Origin of the sequence: Pseudorhizobium flavum, assembly GCF_044142885.1 — a bacterium.
Taxonomy (GTDB): domain Bacteria; phylum Pseudomonadota; class Alphaproteobacteria; order Rhizobiales; family Rhizobiaceae; genus Neorhizobium; species Neorhizobium flavum.
The window spans coordinates 570837-585144 of sequence record NZ_JBIOKZ010000001.1 but is presented as its reverse complement, the minus strand read 5'-3'; the positions used below and the strand labels follow the sequence as shown (position 1 = coordinate 585144).

General features: G+C 62.4%; 16 protein-coding genes. 5 read left to right on the top strand and 11 right to left on the bottom strand.

The window, feature by feature from the left end:
* Positions 1–12: 12 nt before the first annotated feature.
* Complete coding sequence (locus ACEPP2_RS02745; protein WP_395515714.1) at positions 13–1212, bottom strand: DNA recombination protein RmuC; 1200 nt, start codon at positions 1210–1212, stop codon at positions 13–15.
* Between the two features lie 124 nt (positions 1213–1336).
* On the opposite strand from ACEPP2_RS02745, the gene def reads away from it, so the two are divergent.
* The 3 genes from def to truA all read left to right on the top strand — a co-directional run bounded on the left by def (position 1337) and on the right by truA (position 3606).
* On the top strand, positions 1337–1849 hold the full coding sequence (gene def, locus ACEPP2_RS02740) for a peptide deformylase (protein WP_142588529.1): 513 nt from the start codon (positions 1337–1339) through the stop codon (positions 1847–1849).
* Positions 1850–1912: 63 nt separating this feature from the next.
* Positions 1913–2848, top strand: coding sequence for a methionyl-tRNA formyltransferase (gene fmt / locus ACEPP2_RS02735; RefSeq protein ID WP_077547462.1), 936 nt, complete (start codon positions 1913–1915; stop codon positions 2846–2848).
* Positions 2848–3606 (top strand): tRNA pseudouridine(38-40) synthase TruA, encoded by a 759-nt coding sequence (truA, locus tag ACEPP2_RS02730; RefSeq protein ID WP_395515713.1) that lies wholly within the window; start codon positions 2848–2850, stop codon positions 3604–3606. Before fmt ends, truA begins: the two co-directional genes overlap by 1 nt.
* Before the next feature lie 3 nt (positions 3607–3609).
* Here truA and ACEPP2_RS02725 read toward each other — a convergent pair whose 3' ends face one another.
* The 3 genes from ACEPP2_RS02725 to dapD are packed head-to-tail and all read right to left on the bottom strand — an operon-like array spanning position 3610 to position 6250.
* Entirely contained in the window at positions 3610–4206 is a 597-nt protein-coding gene (locus ACEPP2_RS02725) for a hypothetical protein (RefSeq protein ID WP_395515712.1), read from the bottom strand.
* A complete protein-coding gene (dapE, locus tag ACEPP2_RS02720; RefSeq protein WP_395515711.1) occupies positions 4190–5386 on the bottom strand; it encodes a succinyl-diaminopimelate desuccinylase in 1197 nt (398 codons plus the stop codon). Before dapE ends, ACEPP2_RS02725 begins: the two co-directional genes overlap by 17 nt.
* Positions 5387–5395: 9 nt before the next feature.
* Positions 5396–6250, bottom strand: a complete 855-nt coding sequence (gene dapD, locus ACEPP2_RS02715) for a 2,3,4,5-tetrahydropyridine-2,6-dicarboxylate N-succinyltransferase (RefSeq protein ID WP_395515710.1) — start codon at positions 6248–6250, stop codon at positions 5396–5398.
* A 136-nt stretch (positions 6251–6386) separates the two neighbouring features.
* On the opposite strand from dapD, the gene ACEPP2_RS02710 reads away from it, so the two are divergent.
* Positions 6387–7247: an LOG family protein gene (locus ACEPP2_RS02710; RefSeq protein ID WP_052636675.1), complete on the top strand. Its 861-nt coding sequence runs from the start codon at positions 6387–6389 to the stop codon at positions 7245–7247.
* Between the two features lie 64 nt (positions 7248–7311).
* Here the strand turns inward: ACEPP2_RS02710 and ACEPP2_RS02705 are convergent, their stop codons facing one another.
* The gene (locus ACEPP2_RS02705; RefSeq protein WP_395515709.1) at positions 7312–7935 is read right to left on the bottom strand and encodes an EF-hand domain-containing protein; all 624 of its coding nucleotides are present in this window, start codon (positions 7933–7935) and stop codon (positions 7312–7314) included.
* Between the two features lie 103 nt (positions 7936–8038).
* Positions 8039–8749, bottom strand: a complete 711-nt coding sequence (locus ACEPP2_RS02700; protein ID WP_395515708.1) for a pyrimidine 5'-nucleotidase — start codon at positions 8747–8749, stop codon at positions 8039–8041.
* 102 nt (positions 8750–8851) lie between these two features.
* On the opposite strand from ACEPP2_RS02700, the gene ACEPP2_RS02695 reads away from it, so the two are divergent.
* The gene (locus tag ACEPP2_RS02695; protein WP_395515707.1) at positions 8852–9766 is read left to right on the top strand and encodes an EamA family transporter; all 915 of its coding nucleotides are present in this window, start codon (positions 8852–8854) and stop codon (positions 9764–9766) included.
* Here ACEPP2_RS02695 and argB read toward each other — a convergent pair whose 3' ends face one another.
* From argB to rpmH, 5 genes are all read right to left on the bottom strand, one after another.
* Complete coding sequence (gene argB / locus ACEPP2_RS02690; protein WP_281978139.1) at positions 9767–10654, bottom strand: acetylglutamate kinase; 888 nt, start codon at positions 10652–10654, stop codon at positions 9767–9769.
* A 63-nt stretch (positions 10655–10717) separates the two neighbouring features.
* Positions 10718–11380, bottom strand: a complete 663-nt coding sequence (yihA, locus tag ACEPP2_RS02685; protein WP_395515706.1) for a ribosome biogenesis GTP-binding protein YihA/YsxC — start codon at positions 11378–11380, stop codon at positions 10718–10720.
* 122 nt (positions 11381–11502) lie between these two features.
* Positions 11503–13296 (bottom strand): membrane protein insertase YidC, encoded by a 1794-nt coding sequence (yidC, locus tag ACEPP2_RS02680; RefSeq protein WP_395515705.1) that lies wholly within the window; start codon positions 13294–13296, stop codon positions 11503–11505.
* Positions 13293–13685 carry a ribonuclease P protein component gene (gene rnpA, locus ACEPP2_RS02675; RefSeq protein ID WP_077547473.1) on the bottom strand — a complete coding sequence of 131 codons (393 nt, stop codon included), beginning with the start codon at positions 13683–13685 and terminating at the stop codon, positions 13293–13295. Before rnpA ends, yidC begins: the two co-directional genes overlap by 4 nt.
* Positions 13686–13712: 27 nt before the next feature.
* On the bottom strand, positions 13713–13850 hold the full coding sequence (gene rpmH / locus ACEPP2_RS02670) for a 50S ribosomal protein L34 (protein WP_052636689.1): 138 nt from the start codon (positions 13848–13850) through the stop codon (positions 13713–13715).
* Between the last annotated feature and the right edge of the window lie 458 nt (positions 13851–14308).

The window sequence follows — 14308 nt, the reverse complement described above, 5'->3', positions numbered from 1 at the left end:
TGCCCGAGCCGCTTACTCCTCGTCAACCACCCGCAGCTTCAGGAGCCCGGTCCGGCTTTCCACCGCGCGAGGCTCGTCGGGTTCGCCTGTCGCCTCGACCGCCTGCTCGAGTTCGAGCGCACCAATCTTCGCTCCGCGCCGGACGAGTTTGTCCGACGAGGTGAGGATCTGGTCGACATCCCGCTGCGCCGCCAGGAAATGCCCCTGCAGCTTGCGGGTCCTGTCGTCGAGCCGTGACAGGTCCTCCATCAGGAGTGCCACTTCGGCCTGTATCAGGTGCGCCTGCTCGCGCATCCTCTGATCCTTGAGCACCGCCTGGATGACCTGGATAGAAAGCATCAGCAGCGAGGGTGAGACGATCACCACCTTCAGCCGCTGGGCCTTCTGCACCACGCCGTCGAAATGCTCGTGGATCTCCGCGAAGATGGACTCCGACGGTACAAACAGGAAGGCCATGTCCTGTGTCTCGCCGGTGATCAGGTATTTCTCGGCAATATCCCGGACATGAACCTCGAGGTCACGACGGAACTGTACTGCAGCTGCCTTGCGCGCCTCGGGCGCCGCTGTATCGCGAAACGTATTCCACGCCTCCAGCGGGAACTTCGCGTCGATCACCAGCGGCGATGCGCCATTTGGCATTCGCACGAGACAGTCAGGCCGCTTGCCGTTGGAAAGCGTAGCCTGGAATTCGAAGGCGCCCATCGGCAATCCGTCCGCGATGATTGCTTCCATCCGCCCTTGCCCGAAGGCACCGCGCGTCTGCTTGTTCGACAGGATCGCCTGCAATCCGACCACATCCTTCGCCAGGGTCTGGATATTGCTCTGTGCCGCGTCGATGACCGCGAGCCGTTCCTGCAGCAGGCGAAGGTTTTCATGCGTCGATTTCGTCTGTTCGGTGATCGTGCTCCCCAGCCGGTGGGTCATGCCGTCCAGTCGCTGGTTCACCGCATGATTGAGTTCCGCCTGCTTCTGGGAGAGCGTCTCTGCCATGGTCACAAGCCGCCCCTGCATCTCCGCCTGTGCCCGCATCAGCTCTGCGAGGCGGGCCTCCGACTGGGCGGCCTGTCGTGCCTGCTCTGCACTCCTGCGGCGCGAACCGAGAGCAAGTCCGACGGCTGTTACGCAGAGTGCTGCGAAGAAAACTGCGAGGAGCCAGACGGCGTTGGAGGAATCGGCTGCAAGATCCTGGAGGATTGGGGTGAGGCTGTTCATGCCGACACACTAGCAGAAATGATTTGCGCGGAAAGATCAAATCGTGAACATGCTTCCTTCTGCTGTTGCCGCTGGTCAGCGGCAATCCTGTTCCATCCGGCAAAAAGATGCGCTATGGGAGGCCATGACCATCAAGCCCCTCATCATCCTTCCCGACCCGATCCTGCGCCAGGTTTCCCAGCCGGTGGAGCAGGTCGATTCCGAAATCACGCGTCTCGCCGACGACATGCTGGAGACGATGTATGACGCGCCGGGCATAGGGCTTGCGGCGATCCAGATCGGTGTGCCCCGCCGCCTGCTGGTGATCGACGTCTCCAAGGAGGATGAGGACAACTCGCCGCTCGTATTCATCAACCCGCAGATCGTCGCGTCGTCCGACGAGCGTTCGGTCTACGAGGAGGGGTGTCTTTCCATTCCTGACTATTATGCGGAAGTGGAGCGACCGGCTGCGGTGACGGTGGACTATATCGATCGCGAGGGAAAGCAGCAGACGCTCCAGGCTGATGGCCTCCTGGCGACCTGCCTTCAGCACGAGATCGATCACCTGAACGGCGTCCTCTTCATCGATCACATCTCGCGCCTCAAGAGGGAGATGGTGATCAAGAAGTTCACCAAGGCTGCCCGCGCCCGCGCGTAAAAGCGGGCCACGCGGGGTCAACGAACATGGCGGCAGCAGCCGCCGGCAAGGAGCGCACGCAGCATGGCGCTACGCATCATCTTCATGGGAACGCCAGAGTTTTCGGTTCCGACGCTCCGCGCGCTGAAGGACGCCGGCCACGACATCGTGGCGGTCTACAGCCAGCCGCCGCGTCCCGGTGGACGCCGTGGACTGGACCTGCAGAAGTCCCCCGTCCACCAGGCGGCAGAGCTTCTGGGTATCCCGGTCTTTACACCTTTGAACTTCAAGGATGAGGCTGACCGCGAGCAGTTCCGCAGCTTCACGGCTGATGTGGCGGTGGTCGTCGCCTACGGCCTGCTGCTGCCGGAGGCAATCCTCAACGGCACGAGGCTTGGATGCTACAACGGCCACGCCTCTCTGCTGCCGCGCTGGCGCGGCGCCGCACCGATCCAGCGCGCGATCATGGCCGGCGACAGGAAGACCGGCATGATGGTCATGAAGATGGAGAAGGGGCTGGACACCGGCCCCGTTGCGCTCACCCGCGAGGTGGAGATCGGCGAGAACACCACGGCTGGCGAACTCCACGATCAGTTGATGCTGGTTGGCGCCCGCGCCATGGTGGAGGCGATGCAGCGACTGGAAGAGGGCGACCTGCCGCTGACGTCGCAGCCGGAAGAGGGCGTCCTCTATGCCTCCAAGATCGACAAGAACGAGACGCGCATCGACTTCTCTCGACCGGCTCGCGAGGTGCACAATCACATTCGGGGCCTTTCCCCCTTTCCGGGGGCATGGTTCGAGGTCGAGTTCACTGGCCGTCCCGAGCGCATCAAGGTGCTCTCCTCGGAACTTGCCGAGGGGCAGGGTGCTGCTGGCGCGGTTCTTGACGAGAGGCTCGCCATTGCCTGCGGCAGCGGCGCAATCCGACTGACGCGGCTGCAGAAGGCCGGCGGAAGGCCGCTGGCGGCCGCAGACTTCCTGCGCGGAACACCGCTTCCCGCCGGCACGAGGCTTGGCTGATGCCGCGTTTCCGCATGACCGTGGAATATGACGGTACGACCTATGTCGGCTGGCAGATGCAGGAGAACGGCCACTCGGTCCAGGCTGCACTCCAGAACGGCATCCTGTCGCTGACCGGCGAGGCAGTCTCTATCCGCGGTGCCGGACGGACGGATTCGGGCGTGCACGCCATAGGCCAGGTGATCCACGCGGACCTTTCGCGCGACTGGAAGCCCTATACGCTTCGCAACGCCTTGAATGCGCATCTCGGCATGGCCGGCGAGAAGGTTGCCGTCATCGACGTCGCGGCGGTGGACGAGAGCTTCGACGCCCGCTTCTCCGCAGTCAGGCGGCACTATCTCTACCGCATCATCAATCGCCCGGCACCATTGGCACTTGAAGCCAATCGTGCCTGGTGGGTGCCCAAGCCTCTCGATCACGATGCCATGCATGCCGCCGCCCAGATGCTGGTCGGCCACCATGACTTCACCACCTTCCGCTCCGCCCACTGCCAGGCGACCAGTCCGGTCCGCACCCTCGATCGGCTGGACGTGACGAGGCAGGGGGACCTGGTCGAGATCCGGGCGTCTGCGCAGAGCTTCCTGCACAACCAGATCCGCTCCTTTGCCGGAACGCTGAAGCTCGCGGGCGAGGGGAAGATGTCGCCTGCCGATGTACGCGCAGCGCTGGAGGCAAGGGATCGGAAGGAATGCGGGCCGGTGGCGCCACCCGAAGGTCTCTACTTCATGAAGGTCGACTATCCCGGCGACGAAGCGTGAGCTTCAGCCCGGATAAATGCCTAGAAAGCGCTCCAGCGTATCCGACAGCAGCATGGTGGGCACGATCAGCACCATGGTCAGCGTTGCTACCATCAGCGGGCTGGGTCCGCAGATGATCCTGAAGATGCGCGATATGGAGAAGACCAGACCGATCATCAGGGCGAGCCAGATCAGCGACAGCAAGCCCGTCAGTCCCGGCGCGAACAACAGCAGAAGGCTGAGCACCGCATAGGCGTAGGCAAAGGGCACGGACAGCCAGTTCACCGCCACGACCATTGTGTAATACTTCCGGCCGAGCCCGAGTGCCCAGGCCATGAGCCCGATTAGCACCAGCGGCACGACCCAGTTGGCAAGTTCCAGCATGGCCAGGCGCAGGAAGAACATGCCGCCGACTTCCGTGTCGCTGGGCATGCCGCGCAGGAAGAGGGCGCGCCACCAGAACCATGATATGGCCATCGCCGGCAGGCACCAGATGATCGCCCAGAATGAACGCATCAGGCCGCGGTCGGAAATGTCGAGACGGCGCAGGCCGGCGGCATCCCCGCGGATGACCTGCCAGAGGCCGCCGAGGTAGAACCTGACCTCAAGCGCTCCGGGCATGCGTAAACCAGTTGGCGATGAAACTGCCGTAGATATTCGTGAGCGTCTCGAGGTCCTCGACCGACACGCGCTCATCGACCATGTGCATTGTCTGCCCGACGAGGCCGAACTCGACGACTGGGCAATAGTCCTTGATGAAGCGGGCGTCGGAGGTTCCTCCCGTGGTGGAGAGGGCAGGACGCCGACCGGTGATCTTCTCCACGGCCAGCGACAGGGATTCGATCAGGGCGTCGTTTCGCGTCAGGAAGACATGGCTCGGCCGCTCGTTCCATACGATCTCGTAGCGCACCGGGTCACGCCCCGGCCGAAGGCTGCCTTCGGTTGCCGCCGTTTCCAGCCTGCGGATGATCTCGTCCTGAAGGCTGTCCGCGGTCCAGGTGTCGTTGAAGCGGATGTTGAAGGCAGCCGTGGCCTTGGCCGGGATGACGTTCACGGCCGGGTTGCCGGTGTCGATCGTCGTGACCTCGAGATTGGACGGCGGAAAATCCGTGGTCCCGTGGTCGAACGGCTCGTCCATCAGCGCGTGCGTGAGTTGCAGCAGACCGCGGATCGGATTGTCCGCGAGATGCGGATAGGCGGAATGACCCTGAACGCCCTGCACCGTGATGCGACCCGACAGAGACCCTCGCCGGCCGATCTTGATCATGTCCCCCAGCACGTCGGGATTGGTCGGCTCGCCGACGAGGCAGGCATCCCATTTCTCGCCCTTGTCCACCGCCCATTGCAGGAGCTTATCGGTACCGTTGATCGCCGGTCCTTCCTCGTCACCGGTGATCAGGAAGGAGATGGAGCCGTCCGGTGCGCCATATTTCTCGATGTGACGCGCCACCGCCGCCACGAAGCAGGCGATCCCGCCCTTCATGTCAACCGCGCCGCGGCCAAACAGCATTCCGTCGGAGATCTCTGCCGCGAACGGCGGATGGGACCAGTCTGCCTCGTTGCCGGGGGGAACCACATCCGTGTGACCAGCAAACATGAGGTGCGGTCCGCCGGAACCGACACGGGCATACAGGTTCTCGACGTCCGGCGTCCCTTCCGCCCGCGCCACGACCCGTTCCACCTTGAAACCGAGGGGCGCAAGCATCCCCTCGAGGGCCGAAAGCGCACCGCCTTCCGCCGGAGTGACCGAAGGGCAGCGAATGAGCGCCTGGAGATTGTCTACGGGATTGGTGGCGGACATGGGTTCCGATCAGTCCCGCAGGAGTTCGTTGATGCCGGTCTTGGAGCGGGTCTTCTCGTCGACGCGCTTCACGATGACGGCGCAGTAGAGGCTCGGACCGGGCTCGCCGTTGGGGAACGGCTTGCCCGGCATCGTGCCGGCGACTACCACCGAATAGGGAGGCACTTCGCCATAGGTGATCTCACCCGTGGCGCGATCGACGATCTTGGTGGACTTGCCGATGAAGACGCCCATGCCAAGGACCGATCCTTCGCGAATGATGCAGCCTTCGACAACCTCCGAGCGCGCACCGATGAAGCAGTTGTCCTCGATGATAGTAGGTCCGGCCTGCATCGGCTCCAACACGCCGCCAATGCCGACGCCGCCGGAGAGGTGCACGTTCTTGCCGATCTGGGCGCAGGAGCCGACCGTTGCCCAGGTGTCGACCATCGTGCCTTCGCCGACATAGGCGCCAAGGTTCACGAAGGAGGGCATCAGCACGACGTTTGGTGCGATGAAGGCGGAGCGGCGGACCACGGCATTGGGCACGGCCCGGAACGCGGCGGCTCGGAACTCAATCTCACCCCAGCCCTCGAACTTCGAGGGCACCTTGTCCCACCATGTGGACTGGCCCGGTCCACCCTTGACCACCTCCATGTCGTTGAGGCGGAACGACAGGAGCACTGCTTTCTTAAGCCACTGGTTGACCTTCCACGAGCCGTCCGCCTGGCGCTCGGCGACGCGGGCCTTGCCTGAATCGAGCAGGTCGAGTGCCGTATCGACGGCGTCGCGGATTTCTCCCTTCGTGGAAACAGATACGCCGTCTCGTTGTTCGAAGGCGGTCTCGATCGAGGTTTCCAGGGAGGCGAGATCCGTGCTGCTCATGGGAAGTCCTTAACGTCGCTTGCGTAGGATGGTCGGGATGGTCGGCGGCTGGCCAAATGATGGTAATTGATCTAAGCGACCGCCACCGCACCGTCAACGTGAATTGGCGCCTCGCGTCGGACTTGAAAGGCAGGACATGGCGAAGATGAAGAAGGATGGCCCGCGGCGCAAGGATGGCGTCTGGGATCCGTTGAAGGACAGTTCGACCGACCGGCGGAGCGCCGCCGGCGTGCCCCAGACGCCGCAGTCCATGTCGCCCTCCTATCGCCTAGCCTATGCCGACGACGACTTCATGTTGCGCGAGGAACTACGGCCCGTTCGCCTTCAACTGGAGCTCCTGAAGGCTGAAATGATTCTCGCCGAGCGGCGCATAAGGTCAACCGTCGTCCTGTTCGGCGGAGCACGTATTCCGGCGCCGGGGCAGGCTGCCTGGGCCGCCCGCAACGAGACCCAGCGCCAGAACCTCGAGGCGGCCTCCGCCTATTACGAGGAGGCGCGAAAGTTCGCCCATCTCTGCGCCCTGCACGGTGAGAAATATGACCATCAGGAATACGTCGTGGTGACCGGCGGCGGCCCGGGCGTGATGGAGGCCGGAAATCGCGGAGCATCCGAGGCCGGAGCGCCTACGGTCGGCTTCAACGTAGTGCTACCACACGAGCAGGCGCCGAACCGTTACGTCACGCCCGATCTCAGCCTCAACTTCCATTACTTTGCGATCCGCAAGATGCACCTGATGATGCGCGCCAAGGCAATCGCCATCTTTCCCGGCGGTTTCGGCACGCTGGACGAGATGTTCGAGGGGCTGACGCTCATCCAGACCGGCCGCATGGAGCGCATCCCCTTCATCCTTTTCGGCAAGGAGTTCTGGCACCGGATCGTCAACTGGCAGGCGCTGGCCGATTTCGGGACCATTGCCCCGGAGGATATCGACCTCATCAGCTTCGTCGAGACAGCGGACGAGGCCTGGAAGATCATCGGCGACTTCTACGAACACTAGAGGAAAAGAAACCCGCCCCTGGCGGTGGGGCGGGTTCAACGACGTGCCGTTCTAATCGGGGCGATTAGAAGGGGCGGTCCGGCATGTCGTCGATGGTGATCACGCCGTCGCCATTGCGGTCCATGCGGGTAAACAGCTTGTCCACGGCGGCAGTGACCTCGGCCTTGCTGAACTGGCCGTTTTCGTCGGTGTCGGCCTGGCGAACCAGGTGGAAGCCACCCATCTGGCCTCCCATTCGGCCGTGGTGCATCCCCCACCGTCCGCCGTCATGGCGACGCTCGCCGCGCTCTCCGCGCAGGCCTTGGCGCATGTCATCGTTATCCTGACGGCTCTCGGCCATCTCCTTGCGGCGCTCTTCACGCCGTTCGGCCCTTTCCTTGCGGACGTCTTCCATCTTGGCGTCGCGATAAGTGCGTAGTTCACCAGGGATCAGGTTGCCGTCGTTGTCGGCGTCAATCTCGCTGAACAGGGCATCCTGCCTTGCCGCAACCTCCTCCTTGGTGATCTTCGCATCCTTGTTGGCATCTGCCGTCTTCAGCAGGCGGACGAACATCATCTCCTGCATCATGCCGCCTCTGCCGGCTTGCCGGCCGGGGCCATCCCGCCCAGGGCCTGCGAAGCTCGGCAGGGCGGTGCCGGCGACCAGGACTGCGGCGAGCGATGCCAGTACGATCTTGCGGGTCTTCATGGAGAGGCTCCTTCCTCGGTTGCTCTATAGCCTTAAGCTATGGCCAGCCCGCTGGAAGAACCACTTAAACATCGGTAATCTGGATGAACTTTCGGTAAGGTCGTCAGCCCGCGGTGAGAGCGGCTAGGAAGGCCTGGAGGTCATCCGTGAGGTAGTCGATGTGGTCGTCCTCCTCCGAAAACACCTCCCAGCGCTCGATCAGGATGTCGTCCAGGTTGCGTGGCGTCAAAAGCACGGTGCGCATGCCGAGCGCCTTTGGGGCCTTGAGGTTGCGCGGCAGGTCCTCAAACATGGCGGCATGGCGTGTATCCACGCGATGGAGATTTGCGAACTTGTCATAGGTCTCGCCGGCCGGCTTTGGCACGTAGTCCGCGGCGACGATGTCGAAGATGTCGTCGAAGTGGTCGAGAATTCCGAGCGCCCGCGCAGCCGCCTCGGCATGAGGAACACTTCCGTTCGTGAAGATGAACTTGCGGCCGGGCAGTGCCTTGATTGCCTCTCCGAGTTCCGGATGGGGCAGCAGCGCCGAATAGTCGATCGCATGCGCCCTCTCCAGGAAGTCGTCGGGATCGATGTTGTGGTTCAGCATCAGACCCTGCAGGGTTGTTCCATGCTCGTGGTAGTAACGCTTCTGCAACGCACGGGCTTCATCCGGCTCAAGCTGCAAGAGCTCAGCCACGAAGGCGCTCATGTTCTGGTCGATCTGGGCAAACAGGTTGACGTGATGCGGGTACAGCGTGTTGTCGAGGTCGAATACCCAGTCCCGGACATGGGCGAAATCGGCGGCGACAGGCATGGTCTTCGGCTTGGTCATGCCGCCTTATGCACCGTCCGGCAGCGAAAGAAAACGGCAAACTCCCGTGCCGCCGGAAAGTGATCTTGGCGAAGCGCTGCGGGAGTGGTAGCGGCCAATGGCATGGAACTCTGGATACCGATCACCATTGGCGCAGCCTTTCTGCAGAACATGCGCTCGACCCTTCAGAAGCACCTGCGTGGCCGCCTGAACACGACCGGCGCGACCTTCGTGCGCTTCGGCTACGGCGTCCCGTTTGCGCTCGCCTACATGGCAATTCTGCACTATGGCCTCGGCCGGCCGATGCCTTCTCCGAACCTGTCCTTCTGGCTCTGGTCGATCACCGGCGGCCTGGCGCAGATCGGTGCTACCTTCCTTCTCGTCTATATCTTCGCCTTTCGGAATTTCGCTGTAGGCACGGCCTATTCGCGGACGGAACCGGCCCAGGCCGCGCTTGTGGCGCTCGTGCTGGTCGGCGAGACGGTGACTGTCGGCACGGTGATCGCGATTGCGATCTCGGTTGTCGGCGTCATGCTGATTTCGGTGGCAAGGACAGAGCTTACCGCGAAGTCGCTCATCACCTCCGTCGGAAGCCGCACGGCCATCATCGGCCTGATGTCGGGCTTCCTCTTCGGCATCTCCGGTGTCTCCTACCGCTATGCATCCCTGTCGCTGGCGCCGAGTCTGCCCGTACCCGATCCTGTCGTTCAGGCCGGCTATACCCTGATGGTGGTGATCATCATGCAGGCGATCGCCATGCTCGTCTGGATCGTCCTGCGGGAGCGACAGGAACTCGGCAGGGTCGTCGGGGCCTGGCGACCGGCCGTGCTGGTCGGTTTCGTGGGCGCAACCGCCTCCTTCGGCTGGTTTACGGCCATGACGCTTCAGCCGGCAGCCGTCATCAAGGCGCTCGCCCAGGTGGAAATGCTCTTCACCTTCGCGTCGTCCGTCTTCATCTTCAAGGAGCACATCAACCGGCTGGAGATTGCCGGCTGCCTGCTGATCGTCCTCGGGATACTCGCGCTGGTCCTGATCTGATCAGGGAACGATCAGCGTGCCCGCGCCGTGCTCGGTGAAGATCTCGAGCAGCACGGAGTGGGAGGTCTTTCCATTGAGGATGACGACGCCCTGGACACCTGCCTTGATGGCATCGATGCAGGTTTCGACCTTCGGGATCATCCCGCCGGAGATTGTCCCGTCCTTGATCAGCGCCTGTGCCTGGGCGACCGAGAGTTCCTTGATGAGTTGCTTGTCCTTGTCGAGGACGCCCGGGACGTCCGTGAGGAACAGCAGGCGCGTCGCGCGCAACGCGCCGGCGATGGCACCTGCAAAGGTGTCGGCGTTGATGTTGTAGGTCGCGCCGTCTCGGCCTGGAGCAACGGGCGCGATGACCGGAATCATCTCCGACTTTGCCAGCAGGTCGAGCAAGGTGCGGTCCACCTCGACCACTTCGCCAACAAATCCGAGATCCAGCACCCGCTCGATATTGGAGTCCGGATCGACAATGGTCTTCTTGGCCTTCTCGGCGAAGACCATGTTGCCGTCCTTGCCGCAAAGTCCGATTGCCCATTCGCCCGTCTGGTTGATGAGCGCGACGATCTCCTTGTTGATCGAGCCGGCCAGGACCATCTCGACTATCTCGACAGTCTTTGCGTCGGTGACCCGCAGCCCGCCTTCGAACTTGGATTCGATGCCCATCTTGTTGAGCATCGCACCGATCTGCGGCCCACCGCCATGGACAACGATCGGATTGACGCCGGATTGCTTCAGAAGTGCGATGTCGGCCGCGAACGCTTTGCCGAGTTCGGTGTCGCCCATGGCATGGCCGCCATACTTCACCACGATTGTCTTGTTCTCGTAGCGCTGCATGTAGGGCAGCGCCTGGGCCAGAAGTTTCGCCTGGAGTTCGCTGTCGGTCGCGCTCATGGGAATCCCTGTGATTTGGTTCGGCGCGTTCTAGCGCAGGTTTGGAGCAGATGGAACACGTCGTCAGACGGTGGAGTAGCCAATCGTCCTTGCAATGGTATGGCGCAACTCGTCCAGCCCTTTTCCCTTCTCCGAGGAGGTGGCGATGATCTCGGGATAGGCGGCCGGCCGCTTGCGGATCTTCTCCGCGGTCTCCGAGACGAGCCGCGGGACGCCTGCCTCCTTGATCTTGTCGGTCTTGGTGAGGACGATCTGGTAGGACACGGCAGCCTTGTCGAGGAGATCCAGGACCTCCTCGTCGTTCTTCTTGATGCCGTGGCGGCTGTCGATCAGCACGTAGACCCGCTTCAGCGTCGCACGTCCGCGCAGGTAGTCGAAGACGAGCTTCGTCCAGGCATCCACCTGGTCCTTCGGCGCCTGGGCATAGCCATAACCCGGCATGTCGACGAGCGCCATTGGCGGCAGGTCGCCGCCTTCGCCGGAGTAGCCTTCAGGTACGAAATAATTGAGCTCCTGCGTGCGGCCGGGCGTGTTCGACGTTCGCGCAAGGCCCTTGTGGCCGACGAGGGCGTTGATAAGCGACGACTTCCCGACATTGGAGCGTCCAGCGAATGCTACTTCCAGCGGGCCTTCCGGCGGCAGGAATTTCAGCGAAGGTACGCCGCGGATGAAGATCCAGGGGCGGCCGAAGAGCGGCTTCTCGTCCGGGGTCGTGGTCGCGGGCATTGGTCTCGTCCTGTCGATGTGGAAGGCAGGGCTTCGGTTTTTTGGCCCTGCTTGTCAAGTTGCGACCGCACGATGGACACCTGCCAAAAGAAAAGCCCCGGTTTGGCCGGGGCTTTTCGAGGTTACTTATTGGTCGCCGGCTTTCGCCGGAAGAGGCCCTTGATGTTGTCGAAGAGCTCGATCTTCGCTCCGTGCCGTTTCATGATCAGCGCCTGCTGCATGATGGACAGCGTGTTATTCCACGCCCAGTAGATCACGAGGCCTGCCGGGAACGTCGCCAGCATGAAGGTGAAGATCAGCGGCATCCAGTTGAAGATCATCGCCTGGGTCGGATCCGGCGGGGTCGGATTCATGCGCATCTGCAGCCACATGGTGATACCCATGATAAGCGGCCATACGCCGATCATCAGGAAGGATGGGACATCGTAGGGCAACAGGCCGAACAGGTTGAACAGCGACGTCGGATCGGGAGCCGAGAGGTCCTGGATCCAGCCGAAGAACGGCGCATGCCGCATCTCGATCGTGACGTAGATCACCTTGTAGAGCGCGAAGAAGACCGGGATCTGCAGGAGGATTGGCCAGCAACCCGCGATCGGGTTGATCTTCTCCTCCTTGTAGAGCTGCATCATCGCCTGCTGCATGGCCATGCGGTCGTCGCCATGCTTGGCTTTCAGCTCTTCCATCTTCGGCTGCACGCGCTTCATGTTGGCCATGGAGGCATACTGCTTGCTGGCCAGCGGGAAGAAGATCGCCTTGACGACGATCGTCGTCATCAGGATCGCCACGCCGAAGTTTCCGAAATAGCGGAAGAAGAAGTCCATCAGGTGGAACATTGGCTTGGTGATGAAGTAGAACCAGCCCCAGTCGATCAAGAGCTCGAAGCGCGGGATCGAATACTGCTCCTCATATTGGTCGACCAGTGGCACTTCCTTGGCGCCGGCGAAGACCAGGTTCTTCACTTCTGCTGACTGGCCAGGCTCCACCGTCACCGTATCGCTGCGGAAATCCGCCTGGAAGCGTGGCTGTCCGTCGGTGAAATGGGTGAAGCGGGACTCGAAGGGCAGCGACTGTGGCGGAACGAGCGTGGCCGCCCAGTACTTGTCGGTGATGCCGAGCCAGCCGCCGGTCGTCTTCGCGTTGGTGATCGCCTCCTCTTCGACGTCGCCGTAGCTTTCCTCGATGAGGCCGTTTTCGCCGAGCACGCCGATAAAGCCTTCATGGATGACGTAGACGGAAGGGGTCGCGGGCTTGTTGTAGCGGGTGACGCGGCCGTATGGGGCAACTGCCACCGCCTCGCCGGTCGGATTCTGGATCTGGTCGGTAACGGTGATCAGGTAGTGCTCGTCGATGGAGATAGTCCGGTTGAAGACTACGCCCCTGTCGTTGGTGAAGCTCAGCACGACCGGGCTGTCGACCGAGAGCGTCTCGCCGCTGGCAAGCGTCCATTGCGTGCCGGGCCCGGGCACCGGACCTGACGTCTCGCTCTGGACGTAGCCGAGTTCGGTGAAGTAGCCGCCACTGGTGTTGGCCGGTGAGAAGAGCGTGATGATCGGGCTCTCGTCGTCGACGGTCTCGTGGTACTCGCGCAGCTTCAGGTCGTCGAAGCGGGCGCCGACGAGGTTGATCGATCCGGAAAGCGCGGGCGTATCGATGGCGACGCGAGGACTTGCCGCCACCGCCTGCTCGCGGTTCTGCGTCGCCTCCGCCTGGTTTGCGCCGGGAAGGGGGCCGGTGGCAGTCGCCCCGGGGCTTTCCGGCGTCACCGGCTGCGCGCTTTCACCCTGCAGGGCCCGCTGCGCCTCCAGGGCGCGCTGTTGCGCTTCCATCCTCGGGTTCATGTAGAGGAATTGCCAGGCAAGGACGATCACTACCGAAAGGGCGATCGCGATGAAGTAATTGCGGTTTTTTTCCATCATGCTTTCCTGGAACGGGTCTCCTCGGACCGCCTCGGTCTCGACCGGTCTTCTATGCGTTCGGCGAGTTGTGCAGCCAGTTCTGCGAACGGTACCGTCAGGACCTCCCGTCGCGCGACAATGACATAGTCGTGTCCGGCTTTCATTGCAAACCCGGCGCTCTGCCGCACGGCCTCCTTGAGGCGTCGGCGCATGCGGTTTCGCTCGACGGCGTTGCCGTGCTTTTTCGTCACCGTGAAGCCGGCCCGGGGTGGCGTATCGGGCTCCTGCCGGTCCAGGACCTCCAGAAGGAAGGTGCGGCCCCGGCGGCTCTCGCCCTTGCGCACGGCAAGAAACTGCGGCCGGCTTTTCAGCCGCCCGACAGTCGATTTCATTTTCTTCTCGGTCGTCATTGCCCGGTTGTCGGGCACGTCCGGCCCTTAGGCCGAGAGACGCTTGCGACCGCGTGCGCGACGAGCTGCAAGAACCTTGCGGCCACCATTGGTCGCCATGCGGGCACGAAAGCCATGGCGGCGCTTGCGGACAAGCTTGGACGGTTGATAGGTACGCTTCGACATTTATTTAAATACCGCGGTGTGCGGCCCTTCTTGATTGCCTTGCGGCAACAGCGTTTCGTAAAAACGTCCGCCAATAGCTCACGCTCGCGCGAGCCGGGGAGGCTGAACGTGCGCGGCTTATAAGAGAACTGGGCGACAGGAGTCAATCGTCGGGCGATCAAAGAGACCAGGCGGTGAGATGGAAAGGTGGTCGACCAATTGTTCCACCGGGCACTGCTCGCAATCTCGCTTTCCCTAAAGTGAGGGATGAAAATTCGCAGTCCGCCGCGAAATGTAGGGCTTCGAGGGAAAAATCTCCGTCTGAACAGTCACTTGGAGGAATTGAGGGCCGGAAAAATCGGCCTGACCAGTCCATAGCCTCAAGCATTTCTTAATAGCTGCCTGTCATTTCTGGCCCTCAATCGTCAGGGTACTCGGTACGGGCCTGATTGGTAGCTGTGGCTGGAAAAGGGAATGCG

Coding starts and splice junctions, on each gene's coding strand:
- ACEPP2_RS02745 (WP_395515714.1), bottom strand. CDS start 1,212: ATGAACAGCCTCACCCCAATCCTCCAGGATCTTGCAGCCGATTCCTCC.
- def (WP_142588529.1), top strand. CDS start 1,337: ATGACCATCAAGCCCCTCATCATCCTTCCCGACCCGATCCTGCGCCAG.
- fmt (WP_077547462.1), top strand. CDS start 1,913: ATGGCGCTACGCATCATCTTCATGGGAACGCCAGAGTTTTCGGTTCCG.
- truA (WP_395515713.1), top strand. CDS start 2,848: ATGCCGCGTTTCCGCATGACCGTGGAATATGACGGTACGACCTATGTC.
- ACEPP2_RS02725 (WP_395515712.1), bottom strand. CDS start 4,206: ATGCCCGGAGCGCTTGAGGTCAGGTTCTACCTCGGCGGCCTCTGGCAG.
- dapE (WP_395515711.1), bottom strand. CDS start 5,386: ATGTCCGCCACCAATCCCGTAGACAATCTCCAGGCGCTCATTCGCTGC.
- dapD (WP_395515710.1), bottom strand. CDS start 6,250: ATGAGCAGCACGGATCTCGCCTCCCTGGAAACCTCGATCGAGACCGCC.
- ACEPP2_RS02710 (WP_052636675.1), top strand. CDS start 6,387: ATGGCGAAGATGAAGAAGGATGGCCCGCGGCGCAAGGATGGCGTCTGG.
- ACEPP2_RS02705 (WP_395515709.1), bottom strand. CDS start 7,935: ATGAAGACCCGCAAGATCGTACTGGCATCGCTCGCCGCAGTCCTGGTC.
- ACEPP2_RS02700 (WP_395515708.1), bottom strand. CDS start 8,749: ATGACCAAGCCGAAGACCATGCCTGTCGCCGCCGATTTCGCCCATGTC.
- ACEPP2_RS02695 (WP_395515707.1), top strand. CDS start 8,852: ATGGAACTCTGGATACCGATCACCATTGGCGCAGCCTTTCTGCAGAAC.
- argB (WP_281978139.1), bottom strand. CDS start 10,654: ATGAGCGCGACCGACAGCGAACTCCAGGCGAAACTTCTGGCCCAGGCG.
- yihA (WP_395515706.1), bottom strand. CDS start 11,380: ATGCCCGCGACCACGACCCCGGACGAGAAGCCGCTCTTCGGCCGCCCC.
- yidC (WP_395515705.1), bottom strand. CDS start 13,296: ATGATGGAAAAAAACCGCAATTACTTCATCGCGATCGCCCTTTCGGTA.
- rnpA (WP_077547473.1), bottom strand. CDS start 13,685: ATGACGACCGAGAAGAAAATGAAATCGACTGTCGGGCGGCTGAAAAGC.
- rpmH (WP_052636689.1), bottom strand. CDS start 13,850: ATGTCGAAGCGTACCTATCAACCGTCCAAGCTTGTCCGCAAGCGCCGC.